This is a genomic window from Paraflavitalea sp. CAU 1676 (assembly GCF_029223285.1).
Taxonomy (GTDB): Bacteria; Bacteroidota; Bacteroidia; order Chitinophagales; family Chitinophagaceae; genus Paraflavitalea.
In genome coordinates, this window is sequence record NZ_JARHUJ010000012.1 from 121503 (window position 1) to 140270 (window position 18768).

Here is an 18768-nt window from a genome sequence, read left to right on the forward strand (position 1 = left end):
GGTTTAGCTGACTGGTATCACCAGCGGTTCTTCCGGGAAGATGGAACCTGCCCGTTCTGCATATTTGGTCATATCCCCATCGGTGCCCGGTTTAATGCCAAGATCACCCAGGCTTTTAAACAGGTCGTTGCGCGCCTTCGTATAGGCAACGCTGGCTATTTGCTGCTCGATCATCAGGATGGTGTTGGCGCCTGCCTGTGCTATCGGTCCTTGCGCCGGCTTGCCCGGCTGAACAGGCAAAGTACCGGCAAGCAGGGGCGCGCTGGCCAGGTTCAGGGTTACATTGATGATGCCCGGCGTATAGCCGAATTGGGTAGCTGGTGCTGCGAGGTCGAAGCCCGTTAGCTGTTCCTTCACCAGCTGATCATTACCGTCCGGTACCTGCGTTTGAGGGCCCGTACCCCACATGGCCTTGGGTACATTTTGCTTGCGGGGATTGACAGTCCAGCCTGCAGTAACGAGGTTCAGCTCCGCACCGTTGTAGGTTACCGTAAGCGTGTGTTTAGAGGTGAGGTCTTTCCCGGTATTGCTGACCGCTTTGAGATGATTACCTGCGGCATTGGTTTGCATGGGCCGTATGTTGATGAGGCTGCCCTGTTGAAACGGCGTTTCACTGCTGCCCAGCAATAATTGGGAATTGGGTACGGCCGATGTAACGGAAAAGCTGAACTGCGATGGGCGCACTATCCACGGATCTGCGGCGTTGAGATCGGCATTGCCATTGGGCGCCAGTCCATCGCCGGGCACCATCTTGATGAGATCGGCCGCTTTGGGCAACTGTTGCATGAACTGGGGCCATTTCAAAGCATCCGGATTGCCGGTTTGCGTTGCGCCAAAATCGATGGTAAATGAAATGACCCACCAGTGTACGGTAGCAGTGCCTCCCGTAGACGGACCCCACAGGTGAATATCGGCGCCCAGTTCTGCTTCGAGGGTAATATTGGTGAATCCAAGATCGAGGCGGTAAGAGGCGCCTATCGAAGTGCCTAACTCCACGTCGAAGTGAAAGGGATTCCAGTATACCAGCATATTGGCCCAGGCTTTGAACCACGCCCGCAGGTTGCCTTCCTGGTAGGTGACACTTAGTTGTGCGCCGGCCATGGCCGCCGCCGGTGTCATGGCGAAGTAAGCAGTGCCGGTAATGCTCACCGTCGAGTCGAGCGACCAGGTGAAGCCCACACGCGGTATCTGCGGATACCAGTCTGGCGGATCGAAGCTGGGATGATAGCCACCCAGCGTGATCACAAAATCGCCGGCATGATCGCTGGGCGTGTACCAGGCATAAAAGGCAAATCCGCCCATGAGCCGGCACGAAGGATCGAGCAGGTAGGAGTTGGGACTCAGTATCGCTGTTAGGGAGAAAATACCCTGGCCCGGATCTACAATGGTTTCTATCTGTAATTCGATGAATGCGTAGGTTACGCTGCCACTCATGGGGAAGCGTGCACGGGAGAGGCCCAGCAGGGCGAACTGTAACCGCTTTCCAAACTGGATAATGAGTAAGGCATTGGTCGATACGATGGAAAAGGTGGAGAACTGAAGGCCGGCTGCAAACCAGTATTGACCAACTTCATGCGATATCCAGGCAGTGCCGCCATCGAGGCCCAATAGTATACGCAAAACTTCGGCGGGCGTAGCAGTAGCTCCGCCAATAACAGAGGGGTTCTGTGCGCCAGCCACCAGCGGAAACTGGTAGAGTTCATTCATGCCGGGCAGGCGCAAACTGGAATTGTATCCAAAACCTCCGGCAAAGCCGGTAACGAAAAATACAGGAGGGCCTCCAAAGCTGCCGGTTACCTGTCCAAATACAAACATGGAAGGCACAGTGGAGGTATGGGTATTATCCGTGTAAATGCTGGCATAACTGCCGAGGGCTGTAATGGAGAAGCTGCTCGCTTTGATAACAGCGCCACCCGCATACTCATAGGCTACACCGGTAGAAGGGGGTACTTTGAAGAAGGAGCCGCCAATGGAGAAGCCCGGCTCGCTGAATTCGATGCCAAGGCCCGATAACGTGAATTGCGGTGAAAAACTGCTGAGGGGGGAGCCAATACCCATGCCAACCAGTTCTATGGAAAGGCCGCCAGCGGTGAAATTCGCATCCAGCAGGAACCACAATACAGATTCCTGGTATCGCACACCTATACGCCGGAACATGACGGGCCCTACGGCCTTCTGTACATTGAACCAGGTAGTGCCGTCGGCCTGGTTGCCCGGTGTAGAGGTAACGGGGGTATTGGTATTGCCGGTAGCCGGACCCTGTACCGAGCTTTTGTTGGCCGGCATATTCGTGGTGCTTTTTCCACCTACACCCGAGCCTAGCGGAATGATATAACCGCCCACGTTAAACTCCATGGAGATATTCACGGTAGAGGCCATTCCTTCGGCAGGGATAGAAGGATATTCGGCGCCCAATTGCAGAATAAGCGCATTAAGTTGCCCTACCTGGCCCGGAGTTATCACATCGGAGGTGACCAGTACTTTCAGTTTGTCGATCTCCACTTTTTCCAGTGCTGAGAGCGCCTGGCCCACGAGGGGCAGATTGGTAAGGTCGATGGGCTTATCAACATGAAGACCACCAAAGAAAGTATAGGAATTGCTGCCGGTTGGTTTGAAGACAATCAGATCGGCTTTGCCATAATTGGCAGAGGCTGCACCGATGGTGAAGATGCTGTCGGTGATATCGTACACCAGGGTGATCTGTTTTAGCCCCATATCAAGGTCCTGCGGAATACCCAGACTGCCAAACCCAAGGGCGATCGCAATGTCATTCAGGTCAAGCGGATTGGCCTCGTTTTGCCAGGAGCAGCTGATAACCGTTTTTCCGCCCGTGTTGGTGATCTCGCCCGCAACAGTAACCGATGAAAATACGAACTCAACCTGTATGTCGTAGGTGAACTGTGGTTCAAGTCCGATGGCAAGGTTGATATTGAAATCGACGGGGGTACTGCCTACGGTGAGCTGGCCTGCCAGCGTAAACGTCATGTTTTTGCCGGGCACATCCATCGAAAGCAGCATCACCGTTAGGCTGAAGGTAGAAAGCGCTTTGGCGATATCCGACGGTATCGTAGGGCCTCCAAAGCCCGTTACAATGGTTTGCAGCCATTGAGCCGCCGTCATCGTCTTTTGAGAATACAGGGCAAACGATAACTGCAGGTCGGGTAGGAGAATAGAGCCCGTGAAGGTAACCTGGTCTACGCCGCTGAACATATCCAGCTTTCCCGAGATGGCCACGCTGCTGTAAGCCGCGTTGAACGGATCGATCAATTGCCAGCCCACCGAGAAGCTGGACATCACCAGTTTATTGTCGATGATCGTCCAGGGGCGCAAGGTGCCCACTGCCAGGCTCGTGCTTAAGATCGAAAAGTTGCCAAGTGTAAAGGATAACGAATACGACTGCAAACCGAAGTTGCTGAGAAAGGGCAGCAGGCTGCTGGCTGGTGCTGCGGCAAAGAACTCATCCCACGACTTGCCGGCCATCCACTGGCCCAGGCTGTTGATGCTGGTAGTAACCGACCCCGGTTGCGGAGCAATGACCAGCGTTAGGAAGGGGGAGCTCGTTTCATACGACAATACAAAAGATACATTCAAAGGGTCGGTCTGACCCGTTAATTGAGTAGTGGTGTTCAGCACGATCTGCCCCCAGGGCTCATAGGGCGCCTGCGGATTATTATCGGGCCGATGGTATTCCATGGAAGCCTCTACTACCGGTGCAGACACCGTGAGGGCCTGCAGGGGGAGTGTAGCTACGCCATCAACGTTGCCCTTGAGCGCAAAGGACGGGCCGTTGGGTGTTTGCGTAATGAGTCCCGTAAATGGAGCAGCAGCAGGGGCGTTGTGGCCAAACATTTGCAGCAACTGCAATAGTGGACCCAATATACCCGTAAGTGTATAAGCTGCATTGAAATTCAAACCTTCACTAATACCGGCCGGAAGGCTATTCTGGCCAAACATGAATATGAATTGCGGCGCCTGCAAGGGCAACCGGTCGAAGGGCCATCCCAACAGCGAAGGATAACTATTGCTGAAGAGCCAGGTGGTGGATCCTCCGGCAGCAAGCACGGTAAGGTCGATGCTGAGCTGCACCTGGTATACGATATTGTTATTGACAGTTACTGCACTGATGACCACGGTTACTTTATTGCCTGATAGGTTCAGGAAGGCATCGGCGGCCGTAGCAGGTATGCCTGCGGGAAAGGTAAAGCTGTTGACGCCCGGGTTTTGCGGTATATTGGCCGCACTCGCTGTGAGCAATACATTGCCGGCAGAACGAAGCAGGTTCTGTTGTACCAGGGTAGAAAAAGCAGTGCCACTGCCGAGCAGCATATCATTGATGGTAATAACGCCTCCGCTGTTAGCCTGGTTGTAAAGTGTTTGAGCGATGGATTGGAGAGACATGTTGCAGGATTTAAAATTCTACAAAAACGGCTAAGTGATCACTGGTCCCGGGCACAGGACCAAGCCTGCCGAAATTGAGCGGCCGGCGAAAAACCTCGTCTTGTTGATTGGGGGGCAGTGCCAGTATCTGCGCAAGGGAGTTCTCCATTAAAGTAGGAATATCCGGATCGTAGATCCGGTTCATGATCGCCCATCGTTGTCCGGGCACAACAGCCTGGGCGCCAAATCTTATAGCCACATTGTCCAGTAATAGTTTAGGTTGGTAGAAGGTGGGCGTGGCAATGCTTCTCCGTTTTAGCATACTAGGGGGCATGCCATACCGGAGAACAGGGGTAAACCTATACAGGTCCTGCAGCGCTGAACGGGCATAACAAAACTCTTGTCCAAAATCGATATTATAATCACCGGCAATGACCTGCACTTCATTGTTGGCAATCACCTTGTCGAATAAATAACCTGCCAGGCGCGCCAACGCAGTTTCGGCAGCAGCCAGGTTGGGCGGAAAATGTACGCTGGCCAGGTTGATGATCCGGTGTGCACCTCCCAATTCTACAAACCGGGTAAGAAATGGATTGCGGGAAGTGGTGGCGGGGAATTCAACCGGAGAACCATTCGGATAAAAATAGGTGTATTGACCCGCAAAATAGTTGCCGGCAGGCAGGCAATTCTGCCATCCGGGAAGATATGGTCCGGCCACAGCGCCACCGCCTGCCGGTACGGCCACCTTTAAAGGAGAATCGGGCGTATTGGGCCATATATAAGGCCCCTGAAAGGAAACGCGATCCTGGCGAAAGAAGACACCAATACCTTCCGTATATTGTCCGTCATTGATCAATTGAAGCAAAGGAGCATCATCTTCGTCCTCATTCTCTCCGTCGATCTCCGTTACATTGATCTTGTTGACCAATTTGAGGGCCGGCACGAGGCACCAGTGGGGACTCATAGCTCTTAAATGCCCCAGCAGGGTTACGAGTCCCTGAGCTCCTCTGCCACTTACCGGGCTTCCCCGCTCTCCTCTTCCGCTGATCACCTCGATCACCACAAAGATGTCGGGGTCGGTAAGGTTTACGTTGTTGAGAATGTAAAGGAGCTTTTGAACGTTGATGTTGTTGGGGTGCTGAAGCGGCACATGGGGGTTCGCATTGGCCAGGCTTATCTTATTGATGGTGAAATTCTGAATATTCCACACCAGCAGTTTTGTACCCATGGCAAGGTTTGATAAGTTTTATGAATAGCATAGCCAGGTGAATGATTGTTCACACCATAGCCGTACAGTTGCAGGCACAGAAAATCTTTATTCTGATGAATGATCAGTAAATAAACAGATCGGGCAGTTTAATGAAAGTGGGGCGGATTGAGTGGAGGATCAGTTGCTATGATGAAGGTATCTTATGGAATGAAAGAAACGGTGCGTACATGTACGGTATTTGAAATAGGCTGATACGTAAAGTAGAATATTTGATTTTTGTGGACTTGCTGTTTGACCGATTATCTGGCATTGGGCTTTTATTGAAATCGTAGGGTTATTAAATAACAAAACGGGGCCTGCAAGAGGCCCCGTTCATTGATCAGGTCAATAAGTCGCTGATTATTTTACCAGGAGGGGATTGAAAATAGCATGTGGCCCAGCCAGGAAATGGCCAGGGAATATCCTTAGCCCGGCTATCCCGGTTTTCTTGCCGCCCACCTGTTTGTTCTCCAATGTTGAGTCGTTCGGCGCAATGGCGTCGAACTGACTGCCTTGTTTTACAATACGTTTGAAACTGCGTTCATTACTGATAGATGTTTTCATAATTTTTTTCTTTTACTGGTGACTGAATGGCCTTGACCGTTTCCTGGTTCGGAACAACGGCAGGCTGCTTTTTCACTTTGGCAAGCACCATGCAAAGAATAAAACCGGTAAGGGCCAGCCCGGCCCCTACGTACTCCGGCGAGGTATAACCTAAGCCGGCAGCGATGGGAAGTCCGCCCAGGTAAGCGCCCAGCGCATTACCCATATTGGCACTGGCCTGCAAAACAGAAGAGGCCAGCATTTCGGCGCCTTTGGCCGAACTGATCATGAGCATTTGCATCGGGGCGATCACTGCAAAAGCGATAGCGCCTGTAACAAAGGTCATCACGAGTGCCGGAGCTTTATAATAACTCACTACCGATACGATGAGCAGCGCCGCGATCATCGTGAGCAATAGCGAACCCGTTGTCTTGAGTGGCGAGAAGCGGTCGGCCAGCCGGCCTCCCATAAAATTACCCACTGCCATACCCACACCGGCAATGATCATGATGCTGCTCACGCTGGCAGCGCCGAAGCCTGCTACTTCTGTCATCAATGGAGCGATATAGCTGATCCAGGCAAACAAACCACCGGTACCGATGCTCGAAATGCCAATGATGAGCCAGAAATCTTTTTGCCTGAACACCCGCAGACTCTTACCAAACCCTTCCGATTGCGAAGGCGCGAGGTTCGGCATCCACTTATAAATGCTGAATGCAGCGATCACCGCAATAACGGCAATGGTGAAGAAAGCATATCGCCATCCAAACTCGTGCGACATCCAGGTACCCAGGGGTACCCCGGCTATATTGGCGATCGTGAGGCCGGCAAACATCATCGATACAGCCCTTGCTTCACGGCCGGGTTCTGCGAGCCGCGCTGCTACCACGGCGCCCATTCCAAAGAAAGCGCCATGCGGCAGGCCGGCAAACAGCCGGGCCACCAGCAATAGTCCATAGGAGGGGGCCAGGGCAAATAAGGTATTGAAAAGCGCAAACATGCCCATCATGCCCATCAATACTATGCGTGGCTTGTAGTGGGAAGTGAGCGCGGTCATCAACGGTGCACCGATCACTACGCCCAATGCATAGATCGCGATCAGGTAGCCCGCCTTGGGTATCGATACCGACAGTGAAGTGGCTACGTCGGGCAATACTCCCATCATCATAAATTCTGTCATCCCCACCACGATACCGCCAAGGGTAAGAGTGAGTAGTCCTGGTTTCATCGTTCTCAAAAAGCTCGTCTGTTTCATCTGTTGTGCTTAAATGGGTTTGTGTTCGTCTACGGCAAAAAAAAAATGCCCGCTTGGTAGCAGGCATTCGTGTGGGGGAGGATCTCATGTGAGCTTTAAACTCAGTTCCCATAGGTAATATCTTAACTCCAAAGGCAGGCAACCTAAAACCAATCTGTAACTAAACCAATCGTACATGTTTGCCTGTCTGCAATACTTCTGCTACCAGATCAAGATCGTCTTTCGCCGCTCCTGATATCACTATGAGATCTATAGAAGAATCCTCCATAATGGCGCGTTTGTCCTGAACGATCTCCGATTGCGGATAATGCCGCCGGGCAATCTCAGGGGATACATCCGGTACCATCACTTTTTTGAGATGGAAACCGTGTCGGTTACCCAGCGAATCCGTTTTAAACGAACCAACTGGCTGCTTACATTCAATGAGCCCAACATTAGTGAACTGTTCCATACACACTGGCTTTTGATTCAATAACCCTTCCTGTTGTTCCTGCTGGATCCATCGGGTCGGATTATTTGGAATGCGTGTTGACGACACAAAAGTAAATATATTTGGTTAAACGTTTAACCAGCTTAAGATAGCCTTAACGATTCTTAATGCCGCTTTAATACGTTAACTTCCACAATTATTCTGATAATCAGTAAATTGCCTAAACCGGGTTGGTTAATGCATTAAGCGGATAGCGGGCAAATAAGGTACAATTGTGATATGGAACGTAAAGTGTCATTGAAAGATATTGCGCAAAAAGTAGGGGTGTCGACCGCTCTCGTTTCCTATGTGCTCAACAATAAACGGGAGAACCGCGTATCGCCCGAACTGGCCCAGCGCATCCGCGATGCCGCCGCCGACATGAACTACCGCATCAACCAGGTAGCCCGCAGCCTGAAGACCAATAAGACCAATACCATCGGCCTCGTTGTTTCCGATATCGCCAACCCTTTCTCCTCAGGGCTGGCCCGCATCATTGAAGACGAAGCCGAGCAACATCAATACACCGTGATCTTCAGCAGTTCGGATGAAAATGCCCGCAAATCGGGCAAGCTCATCGATACCCTGCTCGACCGGCAGGTAGACGGACTGATCCTGGCACCACCTGCTTTTTCTGAACACCAGATCATCCGGCTGCAGCAACAGCAGGTGCCTTTTGTGCTGGTAGACCGGTATTTTCCCGATCTGAAGACCAACTATGTGGCGCTCGACAATTTTGGCGCAGCCCATAAAGGCGTAGAACACCTCATTACAGCCGGTTGCCGCAGGATCGGGATGCTCACCTATGCCAACGAGTTGTTTCACCTCCAGGAACGTGTAAGAGGCTATACGGCGGCATTGAAAAAGCATAAGCTGCCGGCAAAAAAGTCACTCATTAAAGAAGTCGACATCCGCCTTCAAAAGGCCGATATCGAAAAAGCCATCCATCAACTCCTCACTGGCCCGGAGCCCATCGATGGGCTTTTGTTTGCTGCCAATAACCTGGCCGTTGCGGGGTTCCGGTATATCAACACGCTACCGGTAAAAGTGCCGGAAGCCTTGCGTATCGTCAGCTTCGACGAAACCGAAGCCCTGGAATTCTATCACGCCCCCTTTGCTTATATCAAGCAGCCTTTGGGCGAAATGGGCCGGCTCGCTACCCGGATGCTATTGGAGGCTATCGGCCAACGTCCCGCCACCACCCAGATCAACCTCGAGGGTGAACTGGTCGTTAAAACACCCAACCTGCGGTAAAAAAATCTGACATCCCATTTTCCCTACTGACATAAGGCTGTCACTAGCCGGTTATTTCTTTGTGGTATCACTTTTAAAAAAGAACCACTATGCAAGCAACAGCCGTTAAAAACAATGTATTCGTTACGCCCGACCAATTACTCGAACACTGGCAAGGGCACCGTCACCTCACCCGCAAAACGATCGAAGCCTTCCCCGATGATAAGCTGTTCACCTACTCGATAGGCGGCATGCGGCCTTTTGCCGACCTGGCCCATGAACTGAGCACCCTGGCCATTATTGGTGTGCATGGTACGGCCACTGGCGAATGGAAAGAGCTGGCGGATCTGTATGCCGGCAATACCCAACCTGCCACCAAGGCCGACTTGTTACAATTCTGGGACGATGTCACCGCATTCATCAATGAGAACTGGGAGAAAATACCAGCCAGCCGCTGGCAGGAAACCGATAAAGCAATGGGGCAATATGAAATGCCGGTATATGGCGCCATGTTCTACTGGATCGAAAACGAGAATCATCACCGCGGCCAGGGCTTTGTATACCTCCGTTCGCTGGGTATTCAACCGCCTTTCTTCTGGGACAGAGGCCAGTTCTAAACGGACCCGGCAGTTACGGTTCTGTCAATACATCATCGACCTTTTTCAAACAGCTCCCTATAGCAATAGCAAAGCCCCTTGCAAAAGCAGGGGGCTTCTTTTTTGGGGACGATTGGATTTCTATAGTTCCTTCACAAACTATTTGTTGTCGTCGCTCAAAGTACCGTTGCCAATAAATTTTATCTGCACCTGTTGGTTGGCGTCGGCAGCACCGGGCTTGCCCACCAACAAGATGGTATATATTTTCTTTTGCTCTACTGAAATGGTGCGGCTTGCATCCACGCCGTTGTTGTTCTTCACGGCAATACTGATACTGCCGGGATTGATAGCGGTAAATTCACTCACCCTTGTGTAAGGAGCCGGTTCATTGACCACATTGTTGCCACCGGCTGCAATGGTAACCGTTGGCGCATTTACCGAATCGGTGATCGCGTTGATGTACCGTACATAGGCTTTGCCGTCGGCAGCCGATAAACTATCGAAATTATCCACGGCCACAATGTTCCTGTAGGCACTGTCTGCTCCGGTTATGAACAAAGAGTAATATTTGCCGGTCTCGAAATTGAAACTGGAAGCACTGATCTGTTTGTTGTTGTTCACATTGAAAGCATCGATCTGCCGGTTGCCCGCATAGATGCTCTGGTAAGCGCCGGAGTAATTGGTATAGGCGAGCGGTGTTTGCGTAAGCAGGTTGCCCGATAACCTGATCAACAGGCCCGGTTGATCGGGAGCCAGGTTGAAGGACATCAGTGCGCCGGCCGGAATATCGGGGTTGTTACCATCCTTATCCTTTAAGCAGGAAGAAAGCAATACGCCTGTAGAAACTACTAAGAGCACGGGAATCAAACTCCTACGGAGAAAAGACAAAGCTTTGTTCATAGCATGCGTTTTTTAAAGTGAAAAAGAAAACTCTTTCAGCAGTTGCGATGGTGTGTTGGCTTTGATGCGTGGTTGGTAGTAAACAGGTTGGTAGGGGAGAGGGCAAAATTACCGAAAAGCGCCGCCCGATAGTGATAAGGAAAATGTAAAGGAATGATAAAGCTTCGTTAAAGCGACTGGCAACGAATAGGGCCGGCGATCATCATCGCCGGCCCCGACATTAAAAGAAATTAATGAGATGCAGACTGCATCACGCCACCTGTACCTCAGGCTTTTTCTTCCTTTTCAGGAAGAGCGCACACAGCAGCGCAACGACCGTACCTATAGGTAAAATTTCCATATAGGTGAGGAGGATAACGCCCACCGGCGTTTGATACATCTTCGCATAGCTGGCCATACTTTCCCGCTTCTCATTGATCTGGGCCGGTGTGGCGCCACTCTCCTGAGCGTCCCGGATCACGCAGGTACTATAGCGTTCCAGGAAGTCGGGCATGAACAGGTAATATTCGATCAGCCAAACGCCCACATACATGGTCGAAGCAATCAGCGCGATGAAGAAGCCCACTTTAAAGGCTTTTCCAAAACTGATCACCCCCTGGTTATATTTATCGCGATAATTCTTAATGCCAACAAAGAGGAACGAGAAGGCAACCAGCATGGTGGTGTAGCCAAGAATTTCACTGCCTTTAAAATGGTCGGTCTTATAAACCATGTTGGCAGAGTAGAGCATCATGGCGGTAACGATGAGGCCGGCGATCAATCCGAAAACAAGAACGGTCTTTTTCATGATGGTGAAGATTGGTGAATTGGTTACCCCGCAAAATTGAAGGTAAAATCGTTCCTGCAGCTCATACTTTGGGGTGATTTTAGGCTGGAGATCGTTTTTAGTACCAATGGGTGATACCTGCTATGGAATGATACTCAGTCGCTTAGCTTTTTCGATAGCTTGCGTGCGTCGTTTAACGTCCAGTTTCAGGAAGAGATTCGAAGAATGGGTCTTAACGGTATTGAGGGAAACATACAAGTGGTCGGCAATTTCCTGGTTACTGTGGCCCGCAGCGATCAGTCGGAGCACTTCCAGTTCGCGCGGACTGATGCCCGATTTAGTAAGGGCAGTGTGATTGATGGCGAAATCGCCGGTTACCGTCGCAGCCACTGGTTCTTTTTCGATATACAATTCCTTTTCGATCACGACGGTATTGATCTTTGGCTTGCTGAGGCGGAGGGCCAGCCATACCCCGAGCACAGTAAAGATCACGGCAATAGCGCCGGCATAGACCTGGAAAGCATTGTTGATGATGATGAAACGCAGCTCAAGCCAGCGCAGCAATACCAATAAAGCGGCGAGCGAAAGGCCGTAGCCCACAATATGTTTGTACCTGGCCAGCGATTTCAGCATAAGGCAATAGCCGGTTAAAAGACCGGCTAGTTCAAAAATACAATAATTCATCCGGAGCGATAGGTTCAACGATCGTGCTGAACATCGCCGCACCCGGAGGATGATTTTTTGAAGTCTATTTATTATGCGTGATCCTGACGACGGCGCATCACCAGGCTGGCGATCCTGCAGGTAGCCACGGCTACTGGTATGAAACTCAGCAAAGCCAGCATCCCGCATATTTGTGCACTGGCAGGCATTAGTTCGGTGCCAATGGCCAGGGTGGCATTTTCATACAGGATGGCGATGGTGATCAGCGAAAAGGCGAGGGTAGCCACCAGGCTAAAGCCCAGGGTGATGCCAAGGTTACGTCCTCCTTTTTCCTTACCATTCAGTTTGATCTTGTCGCCGAATAACATGAGCAGAAAAAGGCCTCCGAGCGAAATGGCGCTCAGGCATTTTACAAATGGGGATAACAGTTCATGCAGCTCCATAGTAGAACAGTTTAGGTAGTGTTAACAGGGTTAAAGGTTCAGCTTCCGCGCGCGTGACGTGGCAGCAAATGGTCAAATTCTCTTTTGTGGATGGGAACCTTGAACTGCGGGGCAGTGAACAGGTTATTATAACACTTTAGCTTACACAGGAAAGAATGGAAAATGGAAACAGGGTGCGCCAAAACTAAATGAATTCAGCAAAATAAACATACCTATGCCCTAATTATTCGCCGAACCTGCCAAAATTTGACATATAGCAAAGGTATTAGGGTACAAGTCGTATCTTCCGACCTCATATCAACCAACTGTTTAAAACAGCCATATGACATCAAGACGGAATTTTTTACAGCAATCTGCCCTGGGCCTGGCTGGCTCCCTTAGCTTACCACTTGTATCCGGCGCTGCTCCTGCCAAAAAAGGAAATACCCCCATTCTTACGGGCGTGGCTGGGTACACCTTCGCCAAATTCGATCTCGAGAAATCGATCGCAATGATGAAGAAGGTCGACATAAAATATATCTCGATCAAGGATATCCACCTGCCACTGAACAGCTCCGATGAAAAGATCGAGAGTGTGAAGAAGCAATTCGCCGATGCCGGGATCAATGTGTACGCTGTAGGCGTTATCTACATGAAATCGAAGGAAGCGGTGGACCAGGCATTCGCCTATGCCAAAAAAGTAGGGGTGCCCCTGGTGGTAGGCGTGCCCAATCCCGAACTGCTCGACTACACCGAATCGGTGGTGAAATCGACTGGTATCAAGATCGCCATTCACAACCACGGACCGGAAGATAAACTCTATCCCAGCCCTAAGAACGTGTGGGATCTTATCAAGGACCGCGACGAAAAGATGGGCATCTGCATGGACATCGGCCACGCTATTCGCGCCGGCGCTGATCCCGCCGAAGTAGTGAAGCTTTACAAGAGCCGTCTGTACGACCTGCACATCAAGGATGTATCGCTGGCGGCCAAAGATGGCAAGGCCATTGAAGTAGGCCGTGGTGTCATCGACTTCCCGGCACTGGTAAAGGCCCTGCAAAAGATCCGCTACCAGGGCGTATGCAGCCTCGAGTTTGAAAAAGATATGAGCGACCCCCTTGCAGGCATTGCTGAATCAGCAGGCTATTTCAAAGGAGTCGTGAAGTCGTTGTCGTAAGTGCAAGATCCAACGGTATTAAAAATGTAAGTATAGGAGGGTGTCAAAATCAATTTTGACACCCTCCCTTATTTAGCAACCATCTTTGCGAGGGATACGTTTAAAAATTACTTTACTATCTCGTTCTGCATAGTTGCACCTTACTATTGGATAGGAATACTTAGGCGCGTGTGATACGACATGGCTTCTTATAATGATTTTGTCGTTAACTTTCAGGCTCTGCAATTGCTCAAGTTGAGACTTTTCCGGCTCAAATGTTACAATATAATCGACACCATCAATCCTGGCCATCACACCGAAACCCAATCTTGAGCCTGGCGGAAGAGAAAGGGAGGTTACAACAGCCTCCATATTGCTAGAATCACTTATATGCTTGCTTAATTTAGCAGCACCGGCAAGCACTTTTTTACCTTCGGGAGACGCTACCCACTTTTTGTAACTTATACCTCCAGGCGTAGCCTCCCATTGTCTCAATGCGGCTTCCCTTTCAGCAGCAGAGAGTGGCTGGGGGGGTGATTTTTTGGGCGTTTCATTGTTGGTTTCGTGATTAGCATATACTAGTCCGCTTACCACAACCAGCAGTAGGATCAACGAATAGATAACTTTTTTCATATATTGTAGATTTAATTAACAAAGATTGATCTCCTTATAAATCACAACCGTTTAAGGCATTTCTTTTTTGTTTTTCGTAGCCCGGTAATGTTTGATACAGCAAAACTACTTTGATCCTTCCAGCTTGAAGGGTCAGGGTTGTAAATTCAAATGTAAACGTTGTAAATTATTGTAAATAGCACCCTGGACCTTAGAGCCTTGCTGCTTAAGATCCTCACTGACTGCAAAAAAAAGGCTGGTGCTCCCTGACTGATCCCGGCCTGATCCGCCCCCGGTCACGCTCTGATCAGTCCCCGATCAATTCCTGCGTACGCTGTGAGTAAGCCCATAGGAGGGGCAAAGGAACTCCGAGGGAACTCCAAGGGAAGTCTAAGGGAATAGTAAGGCAACAGGCATCAAATGCAGGCTGGACGGGCTTTTTTTCTGTTTCAAAATGGCGGATGCAGTCCCATGGCGGGTTTGCTCGAAATGTGCCATTAAAACTTGCTGAACCCCAGGCAGAGCTCAAAACCCTTACTGTAATGTACAATCACCACCGGCCCGTCACCAAATTTATCTTCCCGTATCGCGGAAATCACATCCGGCAGCTTCTCACTAAGGGAAAACCGCTTCTTTTCGACATTCATCAACCGCAGTGGTCGCAGAGTCGGTAGTGATCAATAAAACTTCGGCAACGGATTTAGCTGCGTATTCTGCCGCTGGTGCCAGTAGGGGTAAATAGCATCCCTGTCGCTGGCAGCATCGAGTTTTTTGACCTGCTCCGTGGTCAGGTTCCAGCCTACCGCGTCCAGGTTCTGCTTCAATTGCTCCTCGTTGCGTGCACCAATAATGATATTGGCAACCGTAGGGCGCTGCAATACCCAGTTGAGCGCTACCTGCGCCACCGACTTGCCGGTTTCGGCAGCCACCTCATCGAGGGCATCCATGATCGTATAGAGAAATTCTTCATTGAGCGCTGGCCCGTGGCCGCCGCCCTGTTGCACCCTGTTCTCTTTGGGCAGTGGTTGGTTGCGGCGGTATTTGCCACCCAGCCGGCCCGAGGCCAGCGGGCTCCACACAATGGTGCCGACCTTTTGGTCGATGCCCAGCGGCATCAATTCCCATTCAAACTCGCGGTCGAGCAAAGAATAATACGCCTGGTGGGCGATGTACTTGGTCCAGCCATACCTTTCCGAGACCGACAACGATTTCATCAAATGCCATCCCGAGAAATTGGAGCAGGCAATATAACGCACCTTGCCGCTTTGCACCAGGTTGTCGAGCGTGCGCAGGGTTTCTTCTACCGGCGTATTGCCATCGAACCCATGCATATGATAAATATCGATATAGTCGGTTTGCAGACGCCGCAGGGAATCTTCCACCTGCCGCAGTAAATGGAAACGCGACGAACTATAATCATTGGGGCCGTCGCCCATGACGAAGGTTGCTTTGGTGGAAAGGATCACCTGGTCGCGGATGCCCTTGATCGCATGGCCCAGTATCTCTTCGGCCACGCCACGCGAATAAACGTTGGCGGTATCGAAGAAATTAACACCTGCGTCCATACACAATTTCACCAGGCGGTTGGCTTCTTCCTGCTGCGTGGTGCCCCAGGCTTTGAAGAAATCTCCCACGCCGCCAAAGGTCGCTGTACCGAAACTCAATACCGGTACCTGCAGCCCGGAGTTGCCCAATTGTCTGTATTCCATAAAAACGAGTTGATAATGATGATGGGAGGATAACAACCCGCCGCCGGAGATTGTTTGGGCGGCAGCTGGTCAGTTTGCCCGCATTTTTCCCGGCAACCATACCGGCAGATTGATAGATTCGGGCAGATTTGCCTGTGGAAGGAATGCTACATAATGATTCTTATTGTAACTTTAATATCGCTTCTCCAACACTTATTCCCTTACCGTGTTATCGATAGCCAGTGGCACCGTATTGTAGTGACCACCTTCATAACGAGGTACCAACGATCACCATTCAACCTTTAAAAAGTACAAACCGTCAGTGGCAAAAGATTATTATTCCATATTGGGCGTTTCGAAGCAGGCAACAGATGATGAGATCAAAAAGGCATTTCGTAAGCTGGCTGTCAAATACCATCCCGATAAGAACCCCGGCAATAAAGAGGCTGAAGAGAAATTCAAGGAACTCAACGAGGCCTACGAAGTGTTGAGCGACCCCGAAAAACGCAAGAAGTACGATGTATATGGCGCCAACTGGAACCAGTTCAATGGGGCTCAGCAGGGTCAGCATCAATACCAGGGGGGCGGACAGTCCTATCAATACGAGGGCGATCCCAGCGAGTTCTTTGGACAGGGCGGCGATTTCTCGGATATATTCGGAGAGTTCTTTGGCCGCACCGGCGGCAGTGGCAGCAATTCGCGCCGCAGTACGCGCAAGCGCAAGGGACAGGATTATCAGTCGTCCATGACCATTACCCTGCTGGAAGCATTTGAGGGCACTTCGCGCATCGTGAATGTCAACGAACAGAAGATCCGCATTACCCTCAAGCCCGGTACGTATGAAGGGCTCACCATCAGACTGGCAGGCAAAGGAGCTCATGGCATGAATGGCGGCGTGGCCGGCGATCTCTTTATTACGATCCATGTAACGCCCGATGCCACGTTTAAAGTAGAAGGGAACGACCTGCGGCAAACCATCCAGGTAGACCTGTTCACGGCCGTACTGGGAGGCGACCAGGTGGTGCGTACCCTGTCGGGGCAATTGAAGATCAAGATTGGTGCCGGCACACAGCCCGGCAAATTGTTGCGCCTGCGCGGTAAGGGAATGCCGGTATACGGACAGGAAGGTCAGCAGGGCGATATGCTGCTCGAAGTGCAGGTTAAGATACCTGAACAGTTGAGCGAAGAACAACAGGAATTGTTCAGGCGCCTGCAGAAAACGTTCGAATCATAGAACCTGAAAATACAAACACTATGCATCCGGATCTGATCATTTACCAATCGTACACTGATGCCTATGCCAATGTTGTGGATGATGTGCGGGAGATACTGCTGAGCCGCCGGTTGATCCACTATGCAGGTTCGCTGAAAGAAAGGGCGCTGCTCGATGAAGAAGAACTGGAGAAAGCAGTGCGGAAGGCATTGATCGTTTGCGTGTCGGCGGGCATACAGCCATCGGAACATTTTAAAAGTATTTTCATTTACGAAAAAGAAGCGTTGAAGAAAGACTGGCTGGTGTCCGACCTGGGCCTCCAGCTCATCCTATTGAATGCCGATATTGAAAACCCGGTAGTAGCCAGGCTGCAGGTGGAGCTGGCAGCAGGCCGGGTAACATCATAAATCATACCTATGCAATCGTTTCAGGATCTAATACAAGGTGATATGCCCGTGCTGGTCGATTTCTATGCCGATTGGTGCAGTCCCTGCAAAGCCATGGACCCCATCATTCGCGAGGTGGCCCACGAAATGACCAATAAAGTAAGAACGATCAAGATCAATGTCGATAATAACCAGCAGGCCGCCCAGGCCTTTGGGGTAACGGGCATCCCCACGCTGATACTGTTCAGGCATGGAAAAGTACTCTGGCGCCAGGCCGGCATGGTCAATAAAAGCAGCCTCGTGGCGGCCATCGGCCAACACCTGGTTTAATGACCGTGAGATACCATTAACTGCCTTCCAGCTGTTTGTTGCTTCATGCTGCCGCGCCCTCCCTTGGGCTTGCCCGAAATATGCGTACATTAGCAGTGGCACAACCTCGAACCATTTATGCGCGTTACCACTATCGGATATCATTTGGGCGGAAGACTGGACCTCAAGCTGATCAAAAATAGCCTCACTTTTCGTTGTGTATATGCCGATCCTACTGAACTGATCTATGAGACCGGCGAGTACTCCTGGTTTCAGGTATTCGATTATGGCAGCGTTGTTTTCTTCGGAATTGAAAAAACACTTCAAACAGATATCATTACTTCTATTCGCCGCATCCTCAACCTCGAAGTGAATGAGCTGGAAAGTGAAGAGACGGATATCGAGATGATCGCCGATGCCCCCACCAAAGTATTGTTCGATAAGATCATCGTTAACCATATCAATGTCGATGTGGCTAAAATTGTAATGCTCAATATCGCGCAGTCGGTGGCGTTGGATTATTATATCGACCAGACCAATATCCTGCTGGAGCAAACAGCCTTTTTCGGCGTAGAGCTCGAAGAAAAAGGGAAATTCTCCATCAAAGGAAAAGCGCTGCTGAAGTACATTGGCAAGGCGCTCAATCTTAAGAACCGCATCGCGCGCAACCTGTATATATTCGACAGCCCCGATATTACCTGGAACGATCAGTACCTCAATGACCTGCACACGCAGCTGAACCACGAGCTGGATATCCGCATCCGCTACCGCAGCCTGCAGGAAAGCCTGGATATCATACAGGAAAACCTTGAGATATTCAAAGACATCAACCAGCATTCGCACAGTTCAACCCTCGAGTGGATCATCATTATCCTCATTGCGGTGGAGATCCTGAACATATTCTTCGGTAAGTTATTCTAACACCTATTCC

18 protein-coding genes are annotated in these 18768 nt (G+C 50.6%); 7 read left to right on the plus strand and 11 right to left on the minus strand.

The annotated features are described in order from the left end of the window. Nucleotides 1-3 precede the first annotated feature (3 nt). From P2H89_RS32685 to P2H89_RS32705, 5 genes are all read right to left on the minus strand, one after another. Nucleotides 4-4398 carry a DUF6603 domain-containing protein gene (locus P2H89_RS32685; RefSeq protein WP_275835248.1) on the minus strand — a complete coding sequence of 1465 codons (4395 nt, stop codon included), beginning with the start codon at nt 4396-4398 and terminating at the stop codon, nt 4-6. Nucleotides 4399-4408: 10 nt separating this feature from the next. Beyond that, nucleotides 4409-5605, minus strand: coding sequence for a hypothetical protein (locus P2H89_RS32690; protein WP_275835250.1), 1197 nt, complete (start codon nt 5603-5605; stop codon nt 4409-4411). Nucleotides 5606-5986: 381 nt separating this feature from the next. Continuing rightward, nucleotides 5987-6190 carry a hypothetical protein gene (locus tag P2H89_RS32695; protein WP_275835252.1) on the minus strand — a complete coding sequence of 68 codons (204 nt, stop codon included), beginning with the start codon at nt 6188-6190 and terminating at the stop codon, nt 5987-5989. Next, nucleotides 6171-7424, minus strand: coding sequence for an MFS transporter (locus P2H89_RS32700; protein ID WP_275835254.1), 1254 nt, complete (start codon nt 7422-7424; stop codon nt 6171-6173). The genes P2H89_RS32695 and P2H89_RS32700 overlap by 20 nt, the downstream gene beginning before the upstream one ends. 160 nt (nt 7425-7584) lie before the next feature. Next, nucleotides 7585-7875: a hypothetical protein gene (locus tag P2H89_RS32705; protein ID WP_275835256.1), complete on the minus strand. Its 291-nt coding sequence runs from the start codon at nt 7873-7875 to the stop codon at nt 7585-7587. Between the two features lie 258 nt (nt 7876-8133). On the opposite strand from P2H89_RS32705, the gene P2H89_RS32710 reads away from it, so the two are divergent. Beyond that, entirely contained in the window at nt 8134-9147 is a 1014-nt protein-coding gene (locus P2H89_RS32710) for a substrate-binding domain-containing protein (RefSeq protein ID WP_275835258.1), read from the plus strand. Between the two features lie 89 nt (nt 9148-9236). Then, nucleotides 9237-9743, plus strand: a complete 507-nt coding sequence (locus P2H89_RS32715) for a DinB family protein (protein WP_275835260.1) — start codon at nt 9237-9239, stop codon at nt 9741-9743. A 138-nt stretch (nt 9744-9881) separates the two neighbouring features. Here the strand turns inward: P2H89_RS32715 and P2H89_RS32720 are convergent, their stop codons facing one another. The 4 genes from P2H89_RS32720 to P2H89_RS32735 all read right to left on the minus strand — a co-directional run bounded on the left by P2H89_RS32720 (nt 9882) and on the right by P2H89_RS32735 (nt 12494). Then, entirely contained in the window at nt 9882-10622 is a 741-nt protein-coding gene (locus tag P2H89_RS32720) for a DUF4397 domain-containing protein (RefSeq protein WP_275835263.1), read from the minus strand. A 250-nt stretch (nt 10623-10872) separates the two neighbouring features. Continuing rightward, entirely contained in the window at nt 10873-11409 is a 537-nt protein-coding gene (locus tag P2H89_RS32725; protein ID WP_275835265.1) for a DUF4199 domain-containing protein, read from the minus strand. A gap of 120 nt (nt 11410-11529) precedes the next feature. Further along, nucleotides 11530-12021: a response regulator transcription factor gene (locus P2H89_RS32730; protein WP_275835267.1), complete on the minus strand. Its 492-nt coding sequence runs from the start codon at nt 12019-12021 to the stop codon at nt 11530-11532. A 122-nt stretch (nt 12022-12143) separates the two neighbouring features. Beyond that, nucleotides 12144-12494 (minus strand): hypothetical protein, encoded by a 351-nt coding sequence (locus tag P2H89_RS32735; RefSeq protein WP_275835269.1) that lies wholly within the window; start codon nt 12492-12494, stop codon nt 12144-12146. 322 nt (nt 12495-12816) lie between these two features. Here P2H89_RS32735 and P2H89_RS32740 point away from each other — a divergent pair, with 322 nt between their 5' ends. Continuing rightward, nucleotides 12817-13650 (plus strand): sugar phosphate isomerase/epimerase, encoded by an 834-nt coding sequence (locus tag P2H89_RS32740; RefSeq protein ID WP_275835271.1) that lies wholly within the window; start codon nt 12817-12819, stop codon nt 13648-13650. 72 nt (nt 13651-13722) lie between these two features. Here P2H89_RS32740 and P2H89_RS32745 read toward each other — a convergent pair whose 3' ends face one another. Then, nucleotides 13723-14262, minus strand: a complete 540-nt coding sequence (locus tag P2H89_RS32745; RefSeq protein WP_275835273.1) for a hypothetical protein — start codon at nt 14260-14262, stop codon at nt 13723-13725. A gap of 656 nt (nt 14263-14918) precedes the next feature. After that, nucleotides 14919-15950, minus strand: coding sequence for an aldo/keto reductase (locus P2H89_RS32750; protein ID WP_275835275.1), 1032 nt, complete (start codon nt 15948-15950; stop codon nt 14919-14921). 301 nt (nt 15951-16251) lie between these two features. Between P2H89_RS32750 and P2H89_RS32755 the strand changes: the two genes are divergently transcribed. From P2H89_RS32755 to P2H89_RS32770, 4 genes are all read left to right on the plus strand, one after another. After that, complete coding sequence (locus P2H89_RS32755; RefSeq protein WP_275835276.1) at nt 16252-17163, plus strand: J domain-containing protein; 912 nt, start codon at nt 16252-16254, stop codon at nt 17161-17163. A 20-nt stretch (nt 17164-17183) separates the two neighbouring features. Continuing rightward, nucleotides 17184-17549, plus strand: coding sequence for a hypothetical protein (locus P2H89_RS32760; RefSeq protein ID WP_275835278.1), 366 nt, complete (start codon nt 17184-17186; stop codon nt 17547-17549). A 9-nt stretch (nt 17550-17558) separates the two neighbouring features. Further along, on the plus strand, nt 17559-17858 hold the full coding sequence (trxA, locus tag P2H89_RS32765) for a thioredoxin (protein ID WP_275835280.1): 300 nt from the start codon (nt 17559-17561) through the stop codon (nt 17856-17858). A gap of 117 nt (nt 17859-17975) precedes the next feature. Then, on the plus strand, nt 17976-18758 hold the full coding sequence (locus P2H89_RS32770) for an RMD1 family protein (protein WP_275835282.1): 783 nt from the start codon (nt 17976-17978) through the stop codon (nt 18756-18758). Nucleotides 18759-18768 lie beyond the last annotated feature (10 nt).